Source organism: Klebsiella sp. OBRC7 (assembly GCF_000293135.1).
GTDB lineage: Bacteria > Pseudomonadota > Gammaproteobacteria > Enterobacterales > Enterobacteriaceae > Klebsiella > Klebsiella michiganensis.
Genome location: NZ_ALNJ01000098.1, coordinates 1 through 19682 on the forward strand (window position 1 = coordinate 1; position 19682 = coordinate 19682).

The following is a 19682-nucleotide window of genomic DNA, read 5'->3' on the forward strand; positions in this document are numbered from 1 at the left end:
GCAGTACAGCGATAAGTGGATGACCGAATCCAGGCAGGAAAAGCTGATATGGCTGCGTGCACAGATGAAGTTGACAAGCCAGTGCTGGGCGCTGAAAGAGCTGGCAAAGGATATCTGGAACAGGTCATGGAGCGAGGAAAGACGCGATGACTGGCAGAGATGGCTGGCGCTGGCGGCTAACAGTGATGTCCCCATGATGAAGAACGCGGCCAAAACGATAGGGAAAAGGCTGTACGGCATCCTGAACGCCATGCGCCACGGTGTATCAAACGGAAATGCGGAAGCACTAAACAGCAAGATCAGGCTGTTGAGGATAAAAGCGAGGGGATACCGAAACCGGGAGCGCTTTAAGCTGGGAGTGATGTTCCACTATGGGAAGCTGAATATGGCGTTCTGAGCCTTCCCACCATGATCGGGGAAGACCCATGTACATACAGTCCTCCGTGCAGCGGAGGGAGTTTAGAGCCCTTTTTCGGGGATAGAAATGAATATCTCAACAACTTTCCAGACGCTGGAGAGCGAGATCACACAACTTCGTGGAGTGCTGGGTTCCCGGCTTCCGCTCAAGGCGAGTGTCTGCGTCCTGCCAGCCGTTGCTGATGGCGAAGAAGATATGGCCATCGAACACATCATGCCTGAGCTGAAACAGGGACACGATGCTGTCCATGCTGCCTGCGCGGCATACGCTGACCTGCATATCAGGGATGGCTATTCGCAGAAGTCCGCTCGGCGCACTACCGGCGTATTATGGTACGACAATACAGATGCGGAATTCTCTCAGCTGGTTACCCGTTTGGTGACATCCATCAACCAGCATAAAGAGAGCATTCAACGCCACATCATCGAAAACTACGGTGGTGATCGCCGACCGGAATACATGCGCTTCAACGCGCTGCATAGCGCCTGCCCTGGTGTCATGACCCTGCATCTCTATCGGCAGCTGCGTATGTTTGATAATGCTAACGTCAATCTGGTCAGTTTCGGCTGGAGGCAAAAGACGCTTTTTAGCAGGGTTAACAAAATCGAGTTGCTCCAGAAGATGGGCAAGGACATCGAGGAAGATGAAGATAAATCAGTCAGACTCAACTCGTTGATTAAGGCTATTGCGCGTGTACCGGAAGAAAAGCTTCGCTTACGCCGTCCGGTTAAAGTGCATCCAGCTGCAAACATCGCGATGGCTGATCCTGAACACCCCGACCAGATACTGCGTCTTTCTGCCGCTTCATCTATGCCGTTCATTATCATTCAGGATGAGCACGTGAAAATTCGGCCATTGCCAGAGTTCGTGGCCAATGAAGTAAAGCCGAGGAGTAACCGCCTCAAGACAGATGTGATCGGTATATTCCACGGCGAAAGTATCGAAATGATTCTCTGACCACACCGGCCAAAGGACTGGCCGTATTCCCCCCTCATAATTTCGTCACTCGCCGTCCATGCCATACCCTGAAACTAATATTGAAAATTCATTATGTTCAGCAAGGAATGTGGCGTGAAATACTTTGAATGTGCGCTCAGGTTCAGAATCGCCCCAGGTGACGTGTATGGGATCCACCAGCAACTGGATAAGGTAGTCCAGGAACGTTCTGGGTCGCGACTCCCATACACCTTCTACTCTCGCAAACAAAGTGCCTCCGACACCCAGGTTGTTCTGAGAACGGCTGTTGCACTCGGGCTCCCTGGCGAAGTCATGAAGGAAATCATGTTTGTGTCTGGCCAGAAAATTCGAATCTGCGGCTCGCTGGCCACTATTCGACGCGAGGAAGCTGGAGGCCGGAAAAGAGAGATTTGTCCACCTGCCCATGAACTCCCGGATTATATCCACTATCACCTGGAACGGGCCGGAGTGATCTGTGGACGGTTACGTATCGTTCGAAGCACCAAGTTCCATATTATTAAGCCCGGGAGCGTTGGCCGTACATCCCACAAGATCATTGTACCGATGAGCCAGTACGATGCTGAATGCGTGATTGAAGATGTCGGCGCACTTGAACAGGCATACGCTTTCGGGATCGGCAGAAAGCGGATATTCGGCTTTGGCTATATGAACAGCATCGAAGTGCTTTCCTGAACAGGCCATTAAGCATAGTTATTATCTGAATTTCAAACCGACTCGCAAACTTACGGCATTAACACTTCTGATACACCCTTTAAATGCTGTAAACTGTTGTAGCCCTTACTAAATCGTAAGAGTGGGGATTTGCAGCCCCGACTAATGACACGCCGTTCATGTACTTGAACGGTTCGCACTCGCTCGCCTGTTTTTTGTCAATGGTGGGTCGGGGCGTGGGAGCCTTACGGCTCGCCAGTCGTCATTAGCTGGTACTGCAAACCATGTTCCGATTCACCACCAAAGGAAATGGAGATGGAAAAACAGGACTGGCATAAGGCAGACATCATAGCTGCGCTACATAAGAAAGGTTTGTCACTTGCCTCACTGAGTAGGGCTAACGGTCTTTCAAGCAGCACTCTGGCAAATGCACTGACACGTGACTGGCCTAGAGGCGAGATCATCATCGCTAATGCAATTGGTGAAGAACCTCAAGAAATATGGCCAACCCGATATTTTGATAAGGCAGGAATGCCGATCAAGAGAATCATAAGAAAACCGGTTTAAATGAAAAAGGCTGGCATTTTTGCTGGCCTTATATACCTCCTGGCTCTGCTACTGAAACCACTAACACCGATCAAATGGTCATCAGCGAAATACCCCGTTCATTTCTATTGACCTCTTTACCTCCATGTAATCAAATTGATGGAATAATAACGGTTACGAGAGACAAACTGATGACGGTGTTATCTGCCCCTGAAATGCGCTTTGGAACCAAACAGGATGTTCCCTTTATCATAGCGGTGATTCGCGACGGTATGCGGGATGGGTATTTTAACTTTGATGATGATGACGGACTGTCTCAGTTCGAAAGTCAGATCTCAGAAGCCATTGCCAGGCGGGAACGGGGAGAGAATTGCGCCGATTTCTTGTTTGTCTTTGATGCTCAACATAATGGCGCAGCGATAGGTTTTGCCCTACTGACGGGCAAAAATGGTGCAAATGGACTTGCTTCACATCTGGAAATCAGGATGTTTGGTGTTACCAGGAGTCAAAGACAAAAAGGATTTGGGCGCTCCATGTTGCAAAGTATTCTGGATGCTACTCCCGGCCATAAAGTGGAGGCATCCTGTCTTCCTGCATCAGTTGTCATGGCCAGGATGCTGACTAATGCGGGTTTTCACGTCAAAGAGATAAGCCCGTTTGGAAAGCGTACTTTCAGACGCTAATGTAAAATTCAGATAAAAAAACCGGCTGACGAATTCAGTCGGTTTAGTAATCCTGCAAAAGGATGCTGGACAGCGACGGACGACTTCAGAGCTGTGGCAATGGCCCCTGGTTATCTTCAGTCGCAGCCTGGTCTTTATCCGGGGTGGCCGTTGCAGTCCGCGAGGCATCAAATGAGACCGTTGGGTCGCTGAGAGTCAGGATGCCAGTGTCTTCAACTTCTCGCGTTGTCAGCGTAAGCTCAGATTTACTGTCATCACACTTATTCGTTTTCTCCGCCAGTGCCTTGCACCAGATATAACGACCTCTCTGGGCATCAGAGACTGAAGGCTCTCCATATTTCTCGATCGCCGACTTCAGTAAGAGATCAGGGTTGCTGAATGAAAAGCGGATTTTGTAAGCCACCGGCTCAATGGGGTCAACTGCCGTATCGGGGATAAAATAGACCACCGTCTCCTGGTGAGCATCTCCCCAGAAAATACTATTCAATGAGTTGTTACTGTAGCGCTTTTGAATTTCTTCACCAGCAGACTGGCCAAGTTTGTCAGTGATAGCAGTGATCGCTTCAGAAGCTGTCATCCGCAGGCTTACCGGCCCTATAGAAAAAGACATAACATCAAAGCTATTCAGGGGGGTAATGGTGCTTTCTGGAGCGGTAGATGAATCGGGTACGTCATCACTGTACAGACTGTCATCCCCCGGAGAAGGCGTTACAGGTGCTGAATTTTGGATGTCAGGTGTGTAGCTGGGATCGGGAGCGTATAGGCCCATTGTATCATTCTGTACAGCAGAATATACCGAAGCGGTCGGCAGGACGGTAAGGAGCGCAAGGGCGCAGTATCCAAGGTATCTGGTCATATTCACCTCGTCAGTAGCAGTTGTCCTACTGTAACAGCGCGAGGTTTGAGAACATCATGGAAATGGGGTCAAAGCGGGGCGAAAAACAAGCCTGATTCACATGGCTTACGTAGCAGCATGGAGATCTCCTGAAGTCGGAGAAAATGAGTCAGATAACGCGAATATCGAAAATGGAACGAAGTACTTAATTACCTAACAGGAGGTACATGTTAACCTGACGAACATTGCTTACTGCCTATTTGTAGATTCAGGCTACAGGGAGAATCCAAGTGCCAAACTGCATACCCCTTAATCCGGTATTACCTAAAAACTTCGACGATACACCTAATGAAAAGCGCTCAAAGTCTCAGCTTGATGCCTGGTGGGATCATCCATATGGCATTACTTGCCCGGACGGGAAAATCACTGTTCGATGCCTGAATGGAGGAGCTTGGGATCGTTCGACAGTGCTGGGAGTAGCGGACAATTACGAAGAAGCCTGCGAGCTCGCAGAGCGCGAGCAATCAGCATGGGTCAAACGCCGTGCGGAGCCAATATTCTACTATAGCGGTGAAGCTCCATTCAGAGCGATAAGGGATGCACAACGTCCTGATCAGGAGCAGACCTTTGTCGCGTCTTTTGACACGCAAGATGAGCTAATCAGCTGGCTTAATAGTCAGAAAACCAGTTAATACCAAGTCTGGAAGTCTGCTTCTCAACAGACTTCCACATTTGATTATCAAGCTCCCCATAATTTGGGTTCAGTATAAACATTCCATTACGTTCTATTCCCCTCATTACATTCATCTATCCGTAAATTTCGTTAGCCAGCACATCGGGGTGATACTGATGTCAGGTAAACAAAACGGATGCAAAAATGCAGACATGTTCGGAAGTCCTGGCGGTTGAAATATTCAATCAAGTTGGACGTGAGGCAGCTATTGCTCAATATAACTTAATTTGTGAAATAGCCCAGCGACGTTACGAAGACAGCCTGGCCAAATATGGTTCCGTGCCAGCTGGTTTCACCGCGCTCAATTTCCTCCATCCGGCAGAACTTCAGGAGCGTTACATCCTGGGGTTGGGAATTCAGCTTTGTATCGATGAGCAGCATGAAGCCAGGGAACGGGTTTTAGCTCGCTGCCTGGCAAGAAAAAGGGCCGCATAAACAGGTGATAAAACAACTCAGCTATAGCTGAACACGCACTAATTGGCTATGTTAACAAAACGAACAAGGTGGCGATTATGTACAGTGAATCTATCGATCGTGCTATCAGTATCCTCAAGGACGCGGGCGAAAAAATCGGTATGGAACTGGGTAGTAATGTGACATCTCAGGAATCAGAACTGCTTGAGGATGCGCTGGTGGGCCTGACTAAAGTTAAAGGGCAACTCTGCGGTAATCACTCCTTAACTGATGTAAAAGCGGACGTCGTGCCTTTTAGTCTCAGTTCGACGAAGAACGTCGATAGCCCGCATTAATTAACAACCACCAACTGGACGGAAGGGATATGACTGAAGACAACGCCGGTAGTGTTTCTGGAAAAGCACAGAACGCCCCAAAAGCAAATGCCCACCTGGACAGGCTCTTTGATTTCATTGTGACAGAAATCAAAGAGCAGGGTGCAGCACCGTCTTACGAGCAGATCTGTTCTTCTCTGGGGTATTCAAAAGGGCTCGTTTCCCGGCGTATCCGGCAGTTGCATGACCAGGGACGAATCATTATCGATGGTGAAAGAAAGTCTATGACGCTGCGCGTAGCGAAAGGACAAGGTCATGATGACATTGCCGAACTCCCGGACATGACCAGTGACAGGAAAGCAATCATCACGTATGTCAAAAAATACATGAACAGAAATGGTGGCCGTGGGCCATCAGTTCACGCAATAGGGAAAGCGCTCGGCTTCTCGAATAACAAGGCGCGTAGACATGTGGACTATCTCGACGAAGTAGAGAGGGTACGTTACAGCCCTCATCTTAATGAAGTAATCGTTATCAATCAGGGTGATTACGTTAAAATTACCCAGGACAACGATGAACCACCGAGCCCGGCAGAAGGTTAGCCATGATTCGCATATGGAGAGAAGTTGTAAACGTAAAGGTTCAGGACGGGAGCCGTAACGGACGAATCTGGTTTCTTGAACTTTCGTGTGGCCATCATGCTGTCAGACGTATACCTCGATTACGTCTGCATAATCTGACGCAATTCGAACGACTTGAGCCACCAGCTAAATGTCACTGTGTATTGTGTGAAATAGATGCTATTGCAGGACAAAAATAGCAATAAACACAACATAAAAGCCCTCAATTTGTCCCCATTGTTTTTAGCCTGACAGCATTGGTACTGATAGCCTAATCATATTTAAACGCATAACCCTATGGTGGACATATGAAAAAAGCTGTTTTTGGCCTTTTAGCACTATTGCCCTTCATAACCAGCGCAGAATCGATCGATCCGAACGATTTCTATGCTCAGCAGCCTTCTCAAAACTACCAACAACCTGCTGCCAGCGAGCAACAGGACGATGCTGACAATTCCAGTGACCAGACAGCTGCGATCGTATTGAACCTGGAAAGTTACAAACCGCTGGGGAATTTTGTAGTCCCCCAGGGAGTAGAACGCCCATTCATTGGTCTTATTAACAGCAAAATTTTCATACTGTCTGAGCAACCAGATAAACGCTTGGCTGGCCTATGGATAGGTCGTAGTCAGGATGGTCGTGAAGCACTTTGTGGTTACCTGAACAACAGTATGCAGGTCAGAAAATGTTATTACATCTTATATCGTGAGTAAAAAATGGGGCCGTAGCCCCATTTATTTTAATGTTTGAATGAGGGTATAAAGGGTATTACTGGATTTGTTCCTAGCGAAGCTAATTCGTTAGGCGCAAGATAACGTCGCAGTTCAGTAATCAATATATCAACTGATTTATCCCAGCCATCTCTCACAATGTTTAGAATGTGCCGAGCTGGATAATGTGTTAGAAAAGGATGGTTGGGGCCAAATTTATTAAGGTGTTCAATAGTACCTATTGCATCGAGATAATCTGTAACAAGATGGTGTTCTGACTCAAAAATAGCGACAAATTTATAACCATCAGCAGCGTTTACCCACTGGCAAGTACAGTCATTAAGCTGAAATTGATTAGAACGTTTTTCCCCCTTGGGTTTAGGATTGACTCCAATACCAAAAGACAAATACAAACCTTTCCTTCCCCAGAAGGCCGGTCTCTTCAAGTCCTGACCATTGTTTCCTTCGACCTCTCCAAGAATGCCAAACAAAGTAGCTGATTCTTGGTTAGGATTCGTTCTCATACGGAAAAGAATGCATAGATCTGCAAACTTTAAGCTATTATAAACTGAATTATAAAAGACATTCTCATGGCCAAGTAGATAAGGATTATGCTCTACCGCAAAATTAGTGCCACTTCTAAAGTCACGGCAGCTAATGAATACACCAAACTGGCTCATATTAGCGAGGATATCGACATTGCGATAATCAGACAAATTAATAAGTATAGTATTTAAGACTTCTCTACCTTCATAACTCATCAGATAGTGGCAGAGCAAATTTTGTAGACCGAAGTTTCTGAACTGATCTTTAATTAAAGAAAAATATCCTTCACCAGCTAATGAAACTAGGTTTCTCATTGTTGGTGTATGTTTCCCCATGAGAGGGGAATTAAAACGTACCTTCATCCGGTTATTATCATAAAGGGTTTCAATAATTGAGCAAAAGTGCATCGCCCAATACGCGTTGTTATCACCAATTAAACCGGGTTTCACTACAGTAGTTTTAGAAAAATCCATTCTGTCTCCAAAGCAGTAATCAGTCACTCATAACACGATATTTGCAGTGAAAGTTATATCTGTAAGCAAATTTCGTCAGCTGTTAGCGTCGTATTAGGCTTAGTAAAAAGCCGGAGGTAGATATGCCTAAAGACGATGTTGCAACAATCATAATCCAGAATGGGTTGACGCATAAAGTAAATGTGATCTGCAAATTCAGCGCACAAATCGACAATCAAATGTTCTCATTCATCATCCATCGCACATTAAGCGTATGTCGATATGCGCTTGTCTGTAAGGCAACAGGCCAAAGAATTGCAGTTCTTGATACCAGTCGAGTAAAGGCACTTGGTATGGAAGCAGCAGGTAAACTAGCGCTATCAGATCTGGCCTCATCATTAGGCGAGACTAGACTTGCTGCGATTCTGACAAATTCACTTCAGAGCAGGAGCGCGGCAAGTGAGTGATTTAATCGACGATAACTTTATTATTCCTGCACTGAGTAGCATAGCAGGCATCACCACGCCACTATCAGGACAAACGTACAGGAACGCTCCAGATATCGACATATCTTGCTATGACGTGATAATCATTTGCCTTAGCGGCGGAAAAGACTCCATAGCCTGCCTTCTCCACTTAATTGACATCGGGGTCGATCTGTCCAGGGTGGAACTCTGGCATCACGATGTTGATGGCCGCGAGGGAAGTACTTTAATGGACTGGCCATTTATGGCCGACTACAACCGCAAAATAGCTTCAACATTTCAGATACCGTTGATGTTCTCCTGGCTTCAGGGAGGAATGGAAGGTGAGATGCTGAAAGAGAATGGCTACAGTCGCCCGCAATGTATCGAAACCCCAGATGGATTAATAATCGCGGAACGTGATATCCAGCGAAGCACTCCCGCCACGCGACTTCGGTTCCCTCAGCAATCACCAAGCCTTAAAACACGTTGGTGCTCATCAGCACTAAAAATTGATGTTGGTCGGCGAGCACTCACAAATCAGAGACGCTTTGACGGAAAAAAGGTGCTTTTTATTACGGGGGAAAGGAGAGCGGAAAGCTCTAATAGATTCAATTACTTACAACTGGAGCCACATACCAGCAGTTGCAAAAAAAGACAAGTTGATGCCTGGAGGCCAGTACTTGAATGGTCTGAAGAACAAGTCTGGGAGATTTTAGCAAAACATCGTGTTACAGCCCCAGTACCGTATCGTCTTGGATGGGGTCGCAGTTCATGCTTAACGTGTATATACAACAGTGCTCGCATATGGGCAACCATCAAACATTATTTCCCCGAGCGTATTCACGCAATGGCCAACTATGAAAACCGCTTTGGGGTCACTATCAGTCGTAAACGAATAAATGTTCTGGATCTAAGCCAGAATATTTCTCCTATTAATATCACGGATGAGGAAGCGCTGCTGCAAGCGGTAAATCCGGTCTATACATTGCCCGTCATTAACATGTCAAAAGAATGGGTGCTACCTGGTGGGGCGTACAACCGGGAGAAATGCGGGTCAGACTAATTAGCCATCAGCGATTTATAGCTGAGATTTCGTCACCTGAATATTACGTGGAAAATAGATATCAAATAGCAACATTGATACAGGCTTAACCGCCTCTGAAGGAAATATTATGACGATGGTAACGGCCAGAAATTGTACTGAAACACGGTTCAACCAGTTATGGGATGCTCTGCATGAAAAAAGCAGTGCGGAAAACGAATCCTTGTTTCAGCAAGAATTGCATCGCTGCCGCAGTAAACGTCAGCGAAGTAAACTGGCCGGGCGATTCGCCGGTGCCTGGCAAACCTTATTCGATGCCTTCTGTGAAGGTCGGGTCTTCTGCTCACTTCTGGACTCGGTTATCCACCAGGAGAGTATCAGCGAATGGCAGGTTGAAGAGTTAATCTCATTCACTTCTGCCCAGATGTCGACTCTATACAAAGGGTAGAGGTAGATATGGGACAAAGAAAATGTGCAGCAGCGTTCCTGCTCGCTGAAGAAATGTACCAGATACCAGCGACCAAATCGGTGATACTTGCCCGGGACCTGGAAGAAAGAGGGTTGTATCTCCGCGCTGCCAGGCAATGGGGAGAGGTCATGTTTGAACATACCCAGTGTACTGAGTACATTGTTGAACAACGGGAACGTTGCATTCGGTTATCCAATTCTCGCCATGAAGACCGTATCAGACAGCATGAGCAGGCAAGTGATCTTCAATATATTCACAAGCATATTAATGATGTATACACACGGATGGGACTAAAAGACGATGGTGTCTTTAATACCGCCTGATTTGTCGACCTTTTCCGTTCATTAAAAAATGAAACTGAGGAGAATGAGCGCACTCTTGACTGATTTTGACGGAGGATTACGTAAGTGGTTAAACAAAGTTTATTTGACCTTATAGGAGCTACCACGGGCCCAGAGCGAGATCTGTTGATCGTAAGCCTTCAGTCTCTACATCGTGAACGAGTAAGCTCATACAATGCATTGTGTACAGCCTGCTCAATCTCTGGAGATAAAGTCCCGCCAATGTCTTTATTCGGCATAGACGAGGTTACTGATGCACTACGCCGGTTAGGTGCATTACCGATCAGATAGTTCTTCAAGTAGTCAGGGTGAACAGGTTTGAATTGATACAAACGGCCTATGCTGAAGAGGAACAGAGATAACTGATGAAAACAAACGAAAACCTGCTGAACAGCATTGGAAAAAGTATTCGAATGTGGCGAGATAACTGCTTCCCTCCATTTCAGCGAGCGTATGGAACATGGTTATTGGTTCTGGTTTCGGTTAATGCCGGGATATGGTTTTACATAACCTCTGACTGGTCTGTACAGTTCGTCGGCAATATAGCAGGGCTCTTGGTTTTCCCAATGCTGGGTCGAAAGGTTTTTACAAAACGCGCCAGATCTTGGCAAGAAGAACTGGATATTAAGCTGGCAAAATACAAACCGCATAACATAGCTGCATGGAGGGAGTTGCAGGCTTATGCCTTGGAATCCAATACGCTATCTTCACAAATTGTTGAACGGTGGTATTTCAAAGAGCGGGAATTTATCAAGACGGCCCAAAAAGGGAAGCCGGGTAGTTCTGAACTCAAATTTCTCAAGAATAATACTGGATCAAAGCCTTAAGGAATCTGAGAGCCGGTGCGTAATGCAGAACCCACAGCCGAAGGGTTTTGGGAGTTAAACTGATACAGCTTTTACCGTGAGGTGGGATTTATGTCGAATGTCTTGCAGAAAGAAAACATCATCATGTCTCTGCCTCATCGTGACTGGAGTTGTGAAGTCATCGAGTGCCGATTAAAAGTGTGCCCCGTACCTGACGAACTCGACAGGGGGAATAACATCTTTTTCATCGTGGAAGACCTTTACCAGCTACGCGAGAACAGTGAATCACTTAACGTGCTTGGACAAATTCTGGCGAAACGTTTCCCACACATACCACCAAAAAGAATGCACCTTGTGCTGCACCGACGTGATGTGCAGAAAGCTCATGGAGTAGCCATCCACCTCTACCGCTTCATGCGTAGCGAGAAAGAAAATAACCGTAGTATTTTCATTGGTCGTAACCCTACTGAAGTTTCCCAGAAGACGGCATACGCCTCGATGTGCATTTTCTGACCACCAGCTGTTGAATCGTCACAATAGCCGACATAGTCGGCTATTTTTTTACGCTAAGAAAAACCATTTATGCCCACAAATTGCGGTTGAAAAAGCTATTTATTTTTGGGTGCAAAACGTCCTCATTCTCACTGTAACAATAAATTTCAACATGTGATTATAGTGAGAGTCGAAGCTGAAACATGAATGGTGGCTACATATGCATGATCTCCAGAATTCGTTAACTAGCAAAAATACCAACATTATCCGTGCTGAATTTGAAAATATGCTTTCTGCGCGTGGAACATCTATCGTGCGTTTTGATACCAACGCAGGGGCGAACAGCGGCGAGTATATAGGAAAAGGAATTCAACGTGAGTGGGTTGGGTATTTGCTAAACCATACGAGTTCTGGCCATACGGTCAAGGCATTTGAACCGGTGTATTCTATTCCTTTAAAAATCAGGCCAGACCTTCAATCCAGAAATATTGCAGACCACCAGACTAAAGTAAAAAAGTTATTTGAAAGTTATGATGAAGCGTATCTTACAGCCGCTATAGACTCAGAAGAGTATTGCAAGCCATTCTGGGTTTATCAGAATGCAGATGACGGTCATTACTCGATCAGTACTCGCGGTTTCAAAAATGCAAATGCACCTGCAAGCATTCCGAGCGATAATCGCATTGATATCGCTCAGATGAAAATGGGATATCCCATGCTCGATTATTGCCATAACATTATACCGTCCTCAGTCGTGCGATTAGGATTTAATGGGCGAGTGTTTACGCAAGGTAAGTATTATTACACCAATGAAGAGGTTTTCAGTTGGTTGTCCCGGAACCCGGATAGCGCAGTTTTCATTACGTTCCCAAAAGTTAACCAGACTGATAGATCTGAATTGATGTCAATTATGAAACGAGAATTCCTGAATTCGTGGGGTTTATTCTCATATTATCGCTGGCTGGGACGCAGCACCGCATTACTGGCATTGAGCCCGGTCAGTTCTAATGCTTCTGTTAAGTTAAGAAGTAGCAATGCACACTTCTTCAAAAATGCAATGCTGGCTGTTAACACGATCATTCCTAAAGGTAACGGAATTTCGTAATCGGAATAGTTACCGTTAGAGTGATTTAAAGATCGATTCATTCTGGAAATTGAACGAAGAAAATTTAATGGGAGTAACTATGACTGCACTACGCCGTATCTCAACAGAACCAAGCTGGACTCCAGTTGGCATCCGGGGCGAAGGGTTACCGACTAAAGCAGGTGTATACCGTTTTATTGTTCCCCGGGAAGCCGATAGCTCAGAACATATTGAGTTTCTGGCGTTAGTGCGCTGGCGTAAACACGGTGTTCATCAACTGTTATTTCCCACCTTTGAATACATCGTATGCGACGAGAATATCGTGCTCCCAGAAGGCACATGCTGGCGTGAACGCGAACCGTGGGATCCAGATACGCTGGGGGAAACCGAGTTCATCATCGTTCCTGAAATGAGCGCGGGTGCTCAACGCTGTCCGTTCTGCAAAGAAGTTCCGCGCATCGTTGGTGATAAATACAACTTTGAGTATAAGGAAAACTACATCACGAAAATGCCTCACCGGTTTAACCGCCTGTGGTTCAGCTGCTGTAAATGGGTTGCTCCTGTGCCCACTTCTGGGATTCAGTCACTGATTACGGCCTGGAACAAAATGCTCGGGTCATCCCGGTAGGAGTAATGATGAAATGTGCGTACCTACGAAAGTTTCTGATCATTGCTTTCATAACCGGCATTAGCGGATGCCAGAGTCTCGGAATAGGGTTAAGCCTGGATGAGCGCTACCAGAAGGCTTATCAGAAAGTACTGGCTGACCCTAATGACGATAACATTAAGACTTTCATGAAACTCAGCCAGGAAAAAGGCGAAAGAGACATGCAAGAGGCAAATTCAAAAGCCGCAGCCGACACTCGTGAAAGCGATAAGGGGTTTACTGAGTATTTTAAATCATATGGCAACGATGGATTTAAGCGGGCCAGACAATAAGAAAGAGGTCATATGTCATTACAGCAATCGCATGAAAATCTGGAGTTCCTGAAGGGGGCGGTCTGGTGCGCCGCAAAACTCGTTCAGGAAATTGGCGATTCAAAAGGTGCAGCTATTCTTATCACAAACTTGCCGGTTGGAATTTTCCCTCAATGTAGCGAAAGGGATTTATTTGTTCTGAGGCAATATGTCAGGAAAGATCTGCCACTTGGTATTGATGCCGAATATAGCGATATCAGGCCGGTCTTAATTGATTATCTGGGAGAGCCAGTAGACCTTCCTGAGTGTGAACTGGATAATTATGAACCGGCTCCTGGTGAAATGCTCCGCTGGGGAGTAACTGGAGATCTCAGTTCCGGGACACGATGTGTGCTGGTGGATAATCTTGCTTATCTCGCTGAAGCAATTGGTATCAGCAACGCACTAAGGCAACAGGCCGCAGAGTCAATCCAGCGCACCCTGTGATTAGTGAGTCGCCCCGAATTTCGTAAGCAGCATAAATGCCCTTAATCTTTATCCTACATATTTCAGGTTGTTGGGGTTTACCATGTACAAAGACCATTTTCCACAAGCGTGTCCTTCATCGATAAAAGAGGGCCAGTCATGCTGGCGGGTATTTATTGATATGGACGTAGACAACCCGTCGAAAATAAAAACCAGCGTCGAATTAATAGAAGTTGGCGTAAAAACAATTCGAATGAAAAAGAATGCGGCAGAAGGCAGTGAAAAAACTGTTTTTCTTGTGGATAAAATCCCTGGAATCACATTTATCAAAATTCGGCCTAGCGACAAAAAGCCAAGCGTCTGGAATACAAGCATCAGCAGTTTCTATAAACATGACGTGGAAATCGGGAAAACATTCCCCGTTGGTATCAGAACGACTAAAAGCGCTGCGTTTCGTACAGCAACAAAAAAAGTTGAACAGAGTATGCAAGAATACACTGATACTATAGCTAAGCTTGAAAACGACTATGTTAAGAATGAGACGGAGATTGCTGAGTACAAAAATGAACTCGCTGCTTACCAAACAATACTCCAAACCCTAAAACGTATGGCAAAAAGGCATCTCAAGCAATAATACATTTCGTCTCTTTTCAGGTAAACAAAATGGAAACACAATGTATTTTCATTGCAGGTTTCAAAAATTGTTTCACTCTGGGCCATACATGTTTAGTATGGGGACATAACAAAGAGAACGCTGGCGAGTACGCTGGCATAAAGATCACCTTTCCCGGCCTGGCCGGGATTTTTTTTGTCTGATGTGCCGTCCTTCTCACCACAAACTTAATATCCTGACTATTTTTATGGATGTGCAGTGCAATTATTTAACGAATTACCATTCGTCACCAGACCGGACAGGCTGATAATAATGTCATCCGATACAGAGCTGGGGAGGGTGTATGACTAATCGTGGCTATAGCAAAGTAATTATCGAAGGTACTGTAGGCCGTGAGCCTGAAATCCGACAACACCCTACCCACGGCATCTACGCAAAGATTTATGTAACAACATCTGAGTCCTCAATGGAGGATAAATCTGGTCTGGAGAAAATTACGGAAGAACACTATCAGATCATTTTGCTTGGTCAATTTGCTGATGTGGCCCGCAATCATCTTCATGTCGGGACAGGAGTGTACCTGGAGGCCCAATTGCGTACCCGCCTAATCAAGGAGGATGGTAAAGAACGCTTCTTTATGGACGTACTTGTCAACCCCGTGAAGGGGCATGTTCTTCGCAAAGTCAATGTAGGCGGTAATAAACTGGTGAGTCGTCACCTCCAGCAGAACCGTGGGCAGGATCACCGGCAGAATACCAGTTATAGCCGCAGGCCACAAAACACGAACGCGAGGCCAGCAACACCACGCAACTCGCCCCCAACAATGGAAAATTATTATTTGGGAAATCAGGATGAAGTTCCAGGAAGCACTGGTGCTTATGGAACTGAGATAGCCTTTTAATGATTAGCAGCATATCTGTTTTAATTTGTATCATAACTAATGGGGAATTATTGCCGTGAATGAATTCAATAACGCACTCCAGACGATACTGGAAAATGGGTCTATGTCATATGGCCAGGCTGCTATTTATGCCGGTGGTGCAATTTGCGTTGCGGCCCTTTTTTCGGCGATACTCAGAAGTGGACTACTGGTAATTTTGGGAATTGTCTCAGGCTTTTATCTGTTCAGTCTCAACACTCCAGACAGTACACTGGCGTATACTGCTGCTGCCTCAGACCGTCTCATCGAGCAGGTTAAAGCTGTCGGTGGATGCGCCACTAGACACATTGAGGATGCGCAAACTCTGGGTATCATCATAAAAAATGGCGATGTTATCGAGATAGCAAAGCAGTGCGGTATTATAAAATAATAACCGTAGCATATTATGATTGATGAATGCCTGAATGGTAATCTGCTCGCGGATTACCATTATTTTTTGAGATGTCTTATAGAACTTATCTAAAATTACATACGACTGTCATGACAGTATAAGGTCTTTATGAAAAACGTCGTCAAAACTTTACTACCCTCAGTGAACACTGGTGATCAAGACGAAAGCGTAAAATCGGATACGCTGACTGGCACTACTAAACCCTGCGACCACGGACTGGTTCATAATCATCTTTTAGGGCAGGAGGCCTGTTACTATGCCAAACACTAACGACTCGCTGACAGGACTCAACGTCGAGCTCGTTGGTGCATCGAAACAAGAGTTTACTCTCCTCACTGAAAACCATCTGATGCGCCGCATCATAGTGGCTTTATCTGAGTTAATGCGTAACGCGGAAGGCGTGATGATTGATTCTCATGTTTACCCGTGGGATCAAGTTCTCCCTGCTGCGATGGACATTCCATCATCCAACGCTTCTGATGAAGAGATACAGAACTGGATGATCAGTGCCTGTAAGGAGTGGCAGTGCGAATACAATCGCCGGGTTCAGTCGTTTACCGCATCAGAAGTAAAAAGCAAAAGCGACACCGAGAACGATAACCTATTCCTGCTGAATATCACCAACCTAGCCCATATGCTGATTGACCGGTTACTGCCGTTTGTCAGTATCGAGGAGATTAATCATGAGGATCCAGATTTACTCCCCCAAGTTATTGATATCGTGAATTATATGGTTGGTGTTATAAATGGTACAACCAGCACACAACAAGTCAGACAAGAATTGTTTACTGCCGGTGCTGATGACGCAGTATTTGCACTCAAACTAAAGCACAAAGAGCTAACCAGCCGGGGTGAAGATGCTGGATGGCTTGAAGAGGCAATGAAGATAATCGAAGAAAACAAACGCCAATCCATCGACTTTATGCAGCGCAGCTAATCGTTCCCATAATAAAAGGGTAATGCTATGAGTAAACATCTGTACTGTATTAAGGGTGTTTTAAAACCCAGGAAATTTTCTGTAAGTCTGATAAGAAATAAACTTAGCTCATTTGGTTTAAGGGGAAGTACTCTTCGTAGCGAAACCGCTCGCATTCTTGCCGGGCCAATAGATGGTATTAAGGGTACGTATCCCTTCGGCTGGTCAGAAGAACATTTTGACCGCAGGATGAAACGCATATTCATTCGCGCCGGTAATGCTTCCAGACTTTCTGATAATCGTCCATTTGCATTAAAACGACGCAGCGCTTTAACTATCAGTAAAAAGTATCTTTCTGTGTAACCACCAGCAGACGAGTTTTACTCGTCTGCCTGGCCCCATGCCTCTAATCTTCGCACCCGAAATGAAGTTGCCTGGAGTTCTCCTGATGAAGTTAACTCAAATGAAACTGTAAGATCGTTTTTGTTCCGGTACTTCCATACATAGCCATTTTGCTGCAATGTTTTGAGTGACTTACGTAGGTTGGGCTCAGCTACATCCTGGCTGTCTGGAACAGAGTTAATAAACCCCAGCAACCTGGTGAATGGCACTATCGCAGTGCCTTTTTCTTTGCACAAAAGAAGAAGTACCAACGCATCCTTCTGAATACGGGAAAAGCGCTCCAGGCGATGTTCAGTACCATCTCCCTGCATATTGGCATTGTTCATAATCAACCTAATCATTTGGGATATGATTAAGGTTAAAAAACACCCCCCGTTTTGTCACCCTTTTTTTTTCTTACTCACCACTTAAAGCAGTAAGCTCAGTTCGATAAATCTGAATTAAATAAGGCGAGGTTATATGAAAACGAAATTATTGCTGGCGCTAATTGCGGGATCGACTTTCTGCATCAATATTGCTGAAGCCAATATTCCTCTTAGAGCAGATGGAAGTCCGGCAGCGGGGCAGACACCAACTCAGTTCATTCAGCTTAAAAATGAATGTCCTGAATGCGTCATGGTCGCAACTGATGTAGTAAAGATGCGTAGCGATAGCTGTAAACAGCAGGCATCCATCGATTCTACAATCCTACAGGATCCTGTTTACGCATATCTCAACAGTATCCGTCTGGTAGTTGCCGGGAATGGTGGTTATGCAAGTCCAATCTATACATCCGCCCGTCAGGTCGTAGCGTCAAACATCAATTGCAGTGATGCAAACGACTGGGTAGCGAGAAGTAAAACGGTAATGGATAACACCTTCAAAACGCCGTAAACAATCCCTGAATATTTCGTTGCAGTAATGCTATCCCGTAGTATGACGTTAAAGGCGGAGCTTTGAATCGGGAAAAAATAACTACTGCACTTAGAGGTATTTATATGGGTCGTCACTTTACTGGTCTGATTGATAGTTCGCAGCAAAATTTTACAATGCCAATCCGTCCGTATGGACGGAGCCGCATGGCTGCAAAATTAAAAGGAATCTCCCGATTGAAAAAATCTGAAAAGCATGACGATGAATATCCTGATGAACTCTGGAAATTTATGAGTCCTTCAGAGAAAGCTAAATTTCTGGTCGCGGATGTATTTTCACGCAGTAGTAAAGACTCTTCCGCCATTCAACCGGGAGAACATAAGCAAAAGGAGCATGATAATGAGCACTGATAATTTACTAGCAGAACTCACTTCAAAAACAGGCCTGACAGAAACGGAACTTAATCGGCAGGCATTGATTATCGGTTTGATGGCATTGTGCCACCCGGATGCTATTGCCGGTGATTTGGTGAGCGCGGCACTTACGGGGTCATACTCAGATAGTACTGATAAACTACTTACCCGTGGTGATAACGCATCAGACAGTGTGTTGATGTCCATGCGTATCTTACTTCACCGGTTGAGTAAGTATGAAGGGTCTGATGGCAAAGTAGGTCAGATCAATAAAATGATGCACCGACTCGGCTACTTTAAGGCATCCGATGTGTTACGCGAGGCTCAATAAAGAGGCTCAATTTATGTTCACCATGACGAATTTCGCGTCCAATATTCTTGACATGGTTTTTCTATCAGAAATGGAAGGGGAACTCATTTATATAAAAGCGCTTAGCGGCGTTACTGGTTACGTTCCTCAGATCCATCTTTTCCGCCTCCAGCTTATCGCATTTGATATAGGTTGGTACTACGAGTACAGATTGAATTCAGGCAACCTCATTATAAAGGAAATTGTTGAGGCCATCACATCTCTTGGATGTGCTTTAAATGAATACCAATGGCAGTTCGCGTTTGAATTAGGTTATCGCCGTCACCACAAATAAACTTCATTTTTTCATAATTTGCTATTCGTCACTTGATTGACCGGGGGTACGATTAATTTAACACGGATAATTATGGGAGACAGTAAAATGACAGACGCATCTACAATAGACGCAGTTCAACCAAAGGCAAGACGCTTATCATTTAAAGAGCTTCCAGGGTTTGATATTTCTGCTGAAGCACTTCTCAAAATTATCGAAATGCCGTGTATGGTTATTCGCCGGTCTCCTGCAATGAAAGTACTGGAGATGATCACGCTGCGGTTACGTGGGGATTGTCTTTCTGCCCTTGGCATTGACTTAAACTCTGCCCAAATTACCAGTAAAGGGACGGTATCGGGGGGCAATGGTGATATGGACGTATCAGTACCTGCAACACAACTCTTTTCTTTAATCCGCAACATGCGCGGCGAAGATGAAATTAACGTCCGCTTCCATGCGGCAAAAAACCATCTTGTCATTCGCACCGACAAAAACTCCTATAACATCCCGGTTTGCTTAGACCATATACCCGAAATTCAGGCTGAGAC

32 protein-coding genes and 1 pseudogene are annotated in these 19682 nt (G+C 45.4%); 30 read left to right on the plus strand and 3 right to left on the minus strand.

Features of this window, described 5'->3' with window-relative positions:
* From HMPREF1144_RS20570 to HMPREF1144_RS20590, 5 genes are all read left to right on the plus strand, one after another.
* Positions 1–397, plus strand: a 397-nt coding sequence (locus tag HMPREF1144_RS20570; RefSeq protein ID WP_009653798.1) for an ISL3 family transposase, incomplete at its 5' end; no start/stop codon positions are given.
* A gap of 87 nt (positions 398–484) precedes the next feature.
* Complete coding sequence (locus HMPREF1144_RS20575; protein ID WP_007372144.1) at positions 485–1375, plus strand: DNA replication terminus site-binding protein; 891 nt, start codon at positions 485–487, stop codon at positions 1373–1375.
* A gap of 312 nt (positions 1376–1687) precedes the next feature.
* Positions 1688–2068 (plus strand): type I-E CRISPR-associated protein Cas6/Cse3/CasE, encoded by a 381-nt coding sequence (locus tag HMPREF1144_RS20580; protein ID WP_127649377.1) that lies wholly within the window; start codon positions 1688–1690, stop codon positions 2066–2068.
* Positions 2069–2356: 288 nt separating this feature from the next.
* Complete coding sequence (locus HMPREF1144_RS20585) at positions 2357–2614, plus strand: helix-turn-helix domain-containing protein (RefSeq protein ID WP_001333498.1); 258 nt, start codon at positions 2357–2359, stop codon at positions 2612–2614.
* Between the two features lie 74 nt (positions 2615–2688).
* Positions 2689–3276 (plus strand): GNAT family N-acetyltransferase, encoded by a 588-nt coding sequence (locus HMPREF1144_RS20590; protein WP_001333497.1) that lies wholly within the window; start codon positions 2689–2691, stop codon positions 3274–3276.
* A gap of 85 nt (positions 3277–3361) precedes the next feature.
* Here the strand turns inward: HMPREF1144_RS20590 and HMPREF1144_RS33730 are convergent, their stop codons facing one another.
* Entirely contained in the window at positions 3362–4045 is a 684-nt protein-coding gene (locus HMPREF1144_RS33730) for a hypothetical protein (RefSeq protein ID WP_008786796.1), read from the minus strand.
* A gap of 356 nt (positions 4046–4401) precedes the next feature.
* Here HMPREF1144_RS33730 and HMPREF1144_RS20600 point away from each other — a divergent pair, with 356 nt between their 5' ends.
* The 5 genes from HMPREF1144_RS20600 (at position 4402) to HMPREF1144_RS20620 (ending at position 6905) form a co-directional block, all read left to right on the plus strand.
* Positions 4402–4803: a hypothetical protein gene (locus tag HMPREF1144_RS20600; RefSeq protein ID WP_008786797.1), complete on the plus strand. Its 402-nt coding sequence runs from the start codon at positions 4402–4404 to the stop codon at positions 4801–4803.
* A gap of 185 nt (positions 4804–4988) precedes the next feature.
* Complete coding sequence (locus tag HMPREF1144_RS20605; RefSeq protein ID WP_007372147.1) at positions 4989–5279, plus strand: hypothetical protein; 291 nt, start codon at positions 4989–4991, stop codon at positions 5277–5279.
* Between the two features lie 77 nt (positions 5280–5356).
* A complete protein-coding gene (locus tag HMPREF1144_RS20610; RefSeq protein WP_007372148.1) occupies positions 5357–5593 on the plus strand; it encodes a hypothetical protein in 237 nt (78 codons plus the stop codon).
* Between the two features lie 29 nt (positions 5594–5622).
* Positions 5623–6174, plus strand: coding sequence for a hypothetical protein (locus tag HMPREF1144_RS20615; RefSeq protein WP_007372149.1), 552 nt, complete (start codon positions 5623–5625; stop codon positions 6172–6174).
* Between the two features lie 326 nt (positions 6175–6500).
* Entirely contained in the window at positions 6501–6905 is a 405-nt protein-coding gene (locus HMPREF1144_RS20620; RefSeq protein ID WP_008786799.1) for a hypothetical protein, read from the plus strand.
* A gap of 26 nt (positions 6906–6931) precedes the next feature.
* On the opposite strand, the gene HMPREF1144_RS20625 is transcribed toward HMPREF1144_RS20620, so the two are convergent.
* Positions 6932–7921 (minus strand): hypothetical protein, encoded by a 990-nt coding sequence (locus HMPREF1144_RS20625; protein WP_007372150.1) that lies wholly within the window; start codon positions 7919–7921, stop codon positions 6932–6934.
* 122 nt (positions 7922–8043) lie between these two features.
* Between HMPREF1144_RS20625 and HMPREF1144_RS20630 the strand changes: the two genes are divergently transcribed.
* The 15 genes from HMPREF1144_RS20630 (at position 8044) to HMPREF1144_RS33075 (ending at position 17207) form a co-directional block, all read left to right on the plus strand.
* Positions 8044–8367, plus strand: a complete 324-nt coding sequence (locus tag HMPREF1144_RS20630; RefSeq protein ID WP_020996132.1) for a hypothetical protein — start codon at positions 8044–8046, stop codon at positions 8365–8367.
* The gene (locus HMPREF1144_RS20635) at positions 8360–9430 is read left to right on the plus strand and encodes a phosphoadenosine phosphosulfate reductase family protein (protein ID WP_007372151.1); all 1071 of its coding nucleotides are present in this window, start codon (positions 8360–8362) and stop codon (positions 9428–9430) included. The genes HMPREF1144_RS20630 and HMPREF1144_RS20635 overlap by 8 nt, the downstream gene beginning before the upstream one ends.
* Positions 9431–9539: 109 nt before the next feature.
* A complete protein-coding gene (locus HMPREF1144_RS20640; protein WP_020996134.1) occupies positions 9540–9857 on the plus strand; it encodes a hypothetical protein in 318 nt (105 codons plus the stop codon).
* 8 nt (positions 9858–9865) lie between these two features.
* A complete protein-coding gene (locus HMPREF1144_RS20645; RefSeq protein WP_008786801.1) occupies positions 9866–10201 on the plus strand; it encodes a PerC family transcriptional regulator in 336 nt (111 codons plus the stop codon).
* Between the two features lie 383 nt (positions 10202–10584).
* Complete coding sequence (locus HMPREF1144_RS20650; RefSeq protein WP_009653863.1) at positions 10585–11046, plus strand: hypothetical protein; 462 nt, start codon at positions 10585–10587, stop codon at positions 11044–11046.
* A 90-nt stretch (positions 11047–11136) separates the two neighbouring features.
* Entirely contained in the window at positions 11137–11538 is a 402-nt protein-coding gene (locus HMPREF1144_RS20655) for a hypothetical protein (RefSeq protein ID WP_020996135.1), read from the plus strand.
* 199 nt (positions 11539–11737) lie between these two features.
* On the plus strand, positions 11738–12622 hold the full coding sequence (locus HMPREF1144_RS20660; RefSeq protein ID WP_007372154.1) for a hypothetical protein: 885 nt from the start codon (positions 11738–11740) through the stop codon (positions 12620–12622).
* A gap of 79 nt (positions 12623–12701) precedes the next feature.
* Positions 12702–13229: a hypothetical protein gene (locus tag HMPREF1144_RS20665; protein ID WP_007372155.1), complete on the plus strand. Its 528-nt coding sequence runs from the start codon at positions 12702–12704 to the stop codon at positions 13227–13229.
* 5 nt (positions 13230–13234) lie between these two features.
* A complete protein-coding gene (locus HMPREF1144_RS20670; RefSeq protein ID WP_032941601.1) occupies positions 13235–13540 on the plus strand; it encodes a hypothetical protein in 306 nt (101 codons plus the stop codon).
* 12 nt (positions 13541–13552) lie between these two features.
* Positions 13553–14005, plus strand: a complete 453-nt coding sequence (locus HMPREF1144_RS20675) for a hypothetical protein (protein WP_007372157.1) — start codon at positions 13553–13555, stop codon at positions 14003–14005.
* 82 nt (positions 14006–14087) lie between these two features.
* Complete coding sequence (locus tag HMPREF1144_RS20680; RefSeq protein ID WP_007372158.1) at positions 14088–14618, plus strand: hypothetical protein; 531 nt, start codon at positions 14088–14090, stop codon at positions 14616–14618.
* A 322-nt stretch (positions 14619–14940) separates the two neighbouring features.
* Positions 14941–15498, plus strand: a complete 558-nt coding sequence (gene ssb, locus HMPREF1144_RS20685) for a single-stranded DNA-binding protein (protein WP_008786804.1) — start codon at positions 14941–14943, stop codon at positions 15496–15498.
* Between the two features lie 55 nt (positions 15499–15553).
* A complete protein-coding gene (locus tag HMPREF1144_RS33070) occupies positions 15554–15907 on the plus strand; it encodes a hypothetical protein (protein WP_154050669.1) in 354 nt (117 codons plus the stop codon).
* Positions 15908–16184: 277 nt separating this feature from the next.
* A complete protein-coding gene (locus HMPREF1144_RS20695; protein WP_007372161.1) occupies positions 16185–16865 on the plus strand; it encodes a hypothetical protein in 681 nt (226 codons plus the stop codon).
* Between the two features lie 27 nt (positions 16866–16892).
* Positions 16893–17207: a hypothetical protein gene (locus HMPREF1144_RS33075; protein ID WP_127649449.1), complete on the plus strand. Its 315-nt coding sequence runs from the start codon at positions 16893–16895 to the stop codon at positions 17205–17207.
* Between the two features lie 17 nt (positions 17208–17224).
* Here the strand turns inward: HMPREF1144_RS33075 and HMPREF1144_RS20700 are convergent, their stop codons facing one another.
* Positions 17225–17572: a hypothetical protein gene (locus tag HMPREF1144_RS20700; RefSeq protein ID WP_127649446.1), complete on the minus strand. Its 348-nt coding sequence runs from the start codon at positions 17570–17572 to the stop codon at positions 17225–17227.
* Between the two features lie 133 nt (positions 17573–17705).
* On the opposite strand from HMPREF1144_RS20700, the gene HMPREF1144_RS20705 reads away from it, so the two are divergent.
* From HMPREF1144_RS20705 to HMPREF1144_RS20725, 5 genes and pseudogenes are all read left to right on the plus strand, one after another.
* Positions 17706–18119 (plus strand): hypothetical protein, encoded by a 414-nt coding sequence (locus HMPREF1144_RS20705; protein ID WP_007372162.1) that lies wholly within the window; start codon positions 17706–17708, stop codon positions 18117–18119.
* A 62-nt stretch (positions 18120–18181) separates the two neighbouring features.
* Positions 18182–18508: a hypothetical protein gene (locus HMPREF1144_RS33735; RefSeq protein WP_223227020.1), complete on the plus strand. Its 327-nt coding sequence runs from the start codon at positions 18182–18184 to the stop codon at positions 18506–18508.
* Positions 18498–18842: a hypothetical protein gene (locus HMPREF1144_RS20715; RefSeq protein ID WP_032951317.1), complete on the plus strand. Its 345-nt coding sequence runs from the start codon at positions 18498–18500 to the stop codon at positions 18840–18842. Before HMPREF1144_RS33735 ends, HMPREF1144_RS20715 begins: the two co-directional genes overlap by 11 nt.
* A gap of 13 nt (positions 18843–18855) precedes the next feature.
* Positions 18856–19155 (plus strand): hypothetical protein, encoded by a 300-nt coding sequence (locus HMPREF1144_RS20720; protein WP_009653866.1) that lies wholly within the window; start codon positions 18856–18858, stop codon positions 19153–19155.
* 72 nt (positions 19156–19227) lie between these two features.
* Positions 19228–19682, plus strand: a pseudogene (locus tag HMPREF1144_RS20725) (hypothetical protein); the annotation flags it as partial.

Excerpts from the sequence above, each read along its gene's own strand:
- HMPREF1144_RS20575 (WP_007372144.1), top strand. The coding sequence starts at position 485 with ATGAATATCTCAACAACTTTCCAGACGCTGGAGAGCGAGATCACACAA.
- HMPREF1144_RS20580 (WP_127649377.1), top strand. The coding sequence starts at position 1,688 with ATGAAGGAAATCATGTTTGTGTCTGGCCAGAAAATTCGAATCTGCGGC.
- HMPREF1144_RS20585 (WP_001333498.1), top strand. The coding sequence starts at position 2,357 with ATGGAGATGGAAAAACAGGACTGGCATAAGGCAGACATCATAGCTGCG.
- HMPREF1144_RS20590 (WP_001333497.1), top strand. The coding sequence starts at position 2,689 with ATGGTCATCAGCGAAATACCCCGTTCATTTCTATTGACCTCTTTACCT.
- HMPREF1144_RS33730 (WP_008786796.1), bottom strand. The coding sequence starts at position 4,045 with ATGGGCCTATACGCTCCCGATCCCAGCTACACACCTGACATCCAAAAT.
- HMPREF1144_RS20605 (WP_007372147.1), top strand. The coding sequence starts at position 4,989 with ATGCAGACATGTTCGGAAGTCCTGGCGGTTGAAATATTCAATCAAGTT.
- HMPREF1144_RS20610 (WP_007372148.1), top strand. The coding sequence starts at position 5,357 with ATGTACAGTGAATCTATCGATCGTGCTATCAGTATCCTCAAGGACGCG.
- HMPREF1144_RS20615 (WP_007372149.1), top strand. The coding sequence starts at position 5,623 with ATGACTGAAGACAACGCCGGTAGTGTTTCTGGAAAAGCACAGAACGCC.
- HMPREF1144_RS20620 (WP_008786799.1), top strand. The coding sequence starts at position 6,501 with ATGAAAAAAGCTGTTTTTGGCCTTTTAGCACTATTGCCCTTCATAACC.
- HMPREF1144_RS20625 (WP_007372150.1), bottom strand. The coding sequence starts at position 7,921 with ATGGATTTTTCTAAAACTACTGTAGTGAAACCCGGTTTAATTGGTGAT.
- HMPREF1144_RS20630 (WP_020996132.1), top strand. The coding sequence starts at position 8,044 with ATGCCTAAAGACGATGTTGCAACAATCATAATCCAGAATGGGTTGACG.
- HMPREF1144_RS20640 (WP_020996134.1), top strand. The coding sequence starts at position 9,540 with ATGACGATGGTAACGGCCAGAAATTGTACTGAAACACGGTTCAACCAG.
- HMPREF1144_RS20645 (WP_008786801.1), top strand. The coding sequence starts at position 9,866 with ATGGGACAAAGAAAATGTGCAGCAGCGTTCCTGCTCGCTGAAGAAATG.
- HMPREF1144_RS20650 (WP_009653863.1), top strand. The coding sequence starts at position 10,585 with ATGAAAACAAACGAAAACCTGCTGAACAGCATTGGAAAAAGTATTCGA.
- HMPREF1144_RS20655 (WP_020996135.1), top strand. The coding sequence starts at position 11,137 with ATGTCGAATGTCTTGCAGAAAGAAAACATCATCATGTCTCTGCCTCAT.
- HMPREF1144_RS20660 (WP_007372154.1), top strand. The coding sequence starts at position 11,738 with ATGCATGATCTCCAGAATTCGTTAACTAGCAAAAATACCAACATTATC.
- HMPREF1144_RS20665 (WP_007372155.1), top strand. The coding sequence starts at position 12,702 with ATGACTGCACTACGCCGTATCTCAACAGAACCAAGCTGGACTCCAGTT.
- HMPREF1144_RS20670 (WP_032941601.1), top strand. The coding sequence starts at position 13,235 with ATGATGAAATGTGCGTACCTACGAAAGTTTCTGATCATTGCTTTCATA.
- HMPREF1144_RS20675 (WP_007372157.1), top strand. The coding sequence starts at position 13,553 with ATGTCATTACAGCAATCGCATGAAAATCTGGAGTTCCTGAAGGGGGCG.
- HMPREF1144_RS20680 (WP_007372158.1), top strand. The coding sequence starts at position 14,088 with ATGTACAAAGACCATTTTCCACAAGCGTGTCCTTCATCGATAAAAGAG.
- ssb (WP_008786804.1), top strand. The coding sequence starts at position 14,941 with ATGACTAATCGTGGCTATAGCAAAGTAATTATCGAAGGTACTGTAGGC.
- HMPREF1144_RS20695 (WP_007372161.1), top strand. The coding sequence starts at position 16,185 with ATGCCAAACACTAACGACTCGCTGACAGGACTCAACGTCGAGCTCGTT.
- HMPREF1144_RS33075 (WP_127649449.1), top strand. The coding sequence starts at position 16,893 with ATGAGTAAACATCTGTACTGTATTAAGGGTGTTTTAAAACCCAGGAAA.
- HMPREF1144_RS20700 (WP_127649446.1), bottom strand. The coding sequence starts at position 17,572 with ATGAACAATGCCAATATGCAGGGAGATGGTACTGAACATCGCCTGGAG.
- HMPREF1144_RS20705 (WP_007372162.1), top strand. The coding sequence starts at position 17,706 with ATGAAAACGAAATTATTGCTGGCGCTAATTGCGGGATCGACTTTCTGC.
- HMPREF1144_RS20715 (WP_032951317.1), top strand. The coding sequence starts at position 18,498 with ATGAGCACTGATAATTTACTAGCAGAACTCACTTCAAAAACAGGCCTG.
- HMPREF1144_RS20720 (WP_009653866.1), top strand. The coding sequence starts at position 18,856 with ATGTTCACCATGACGAATTTCGCGTCCAATATTCTTGACATGGTTTTT.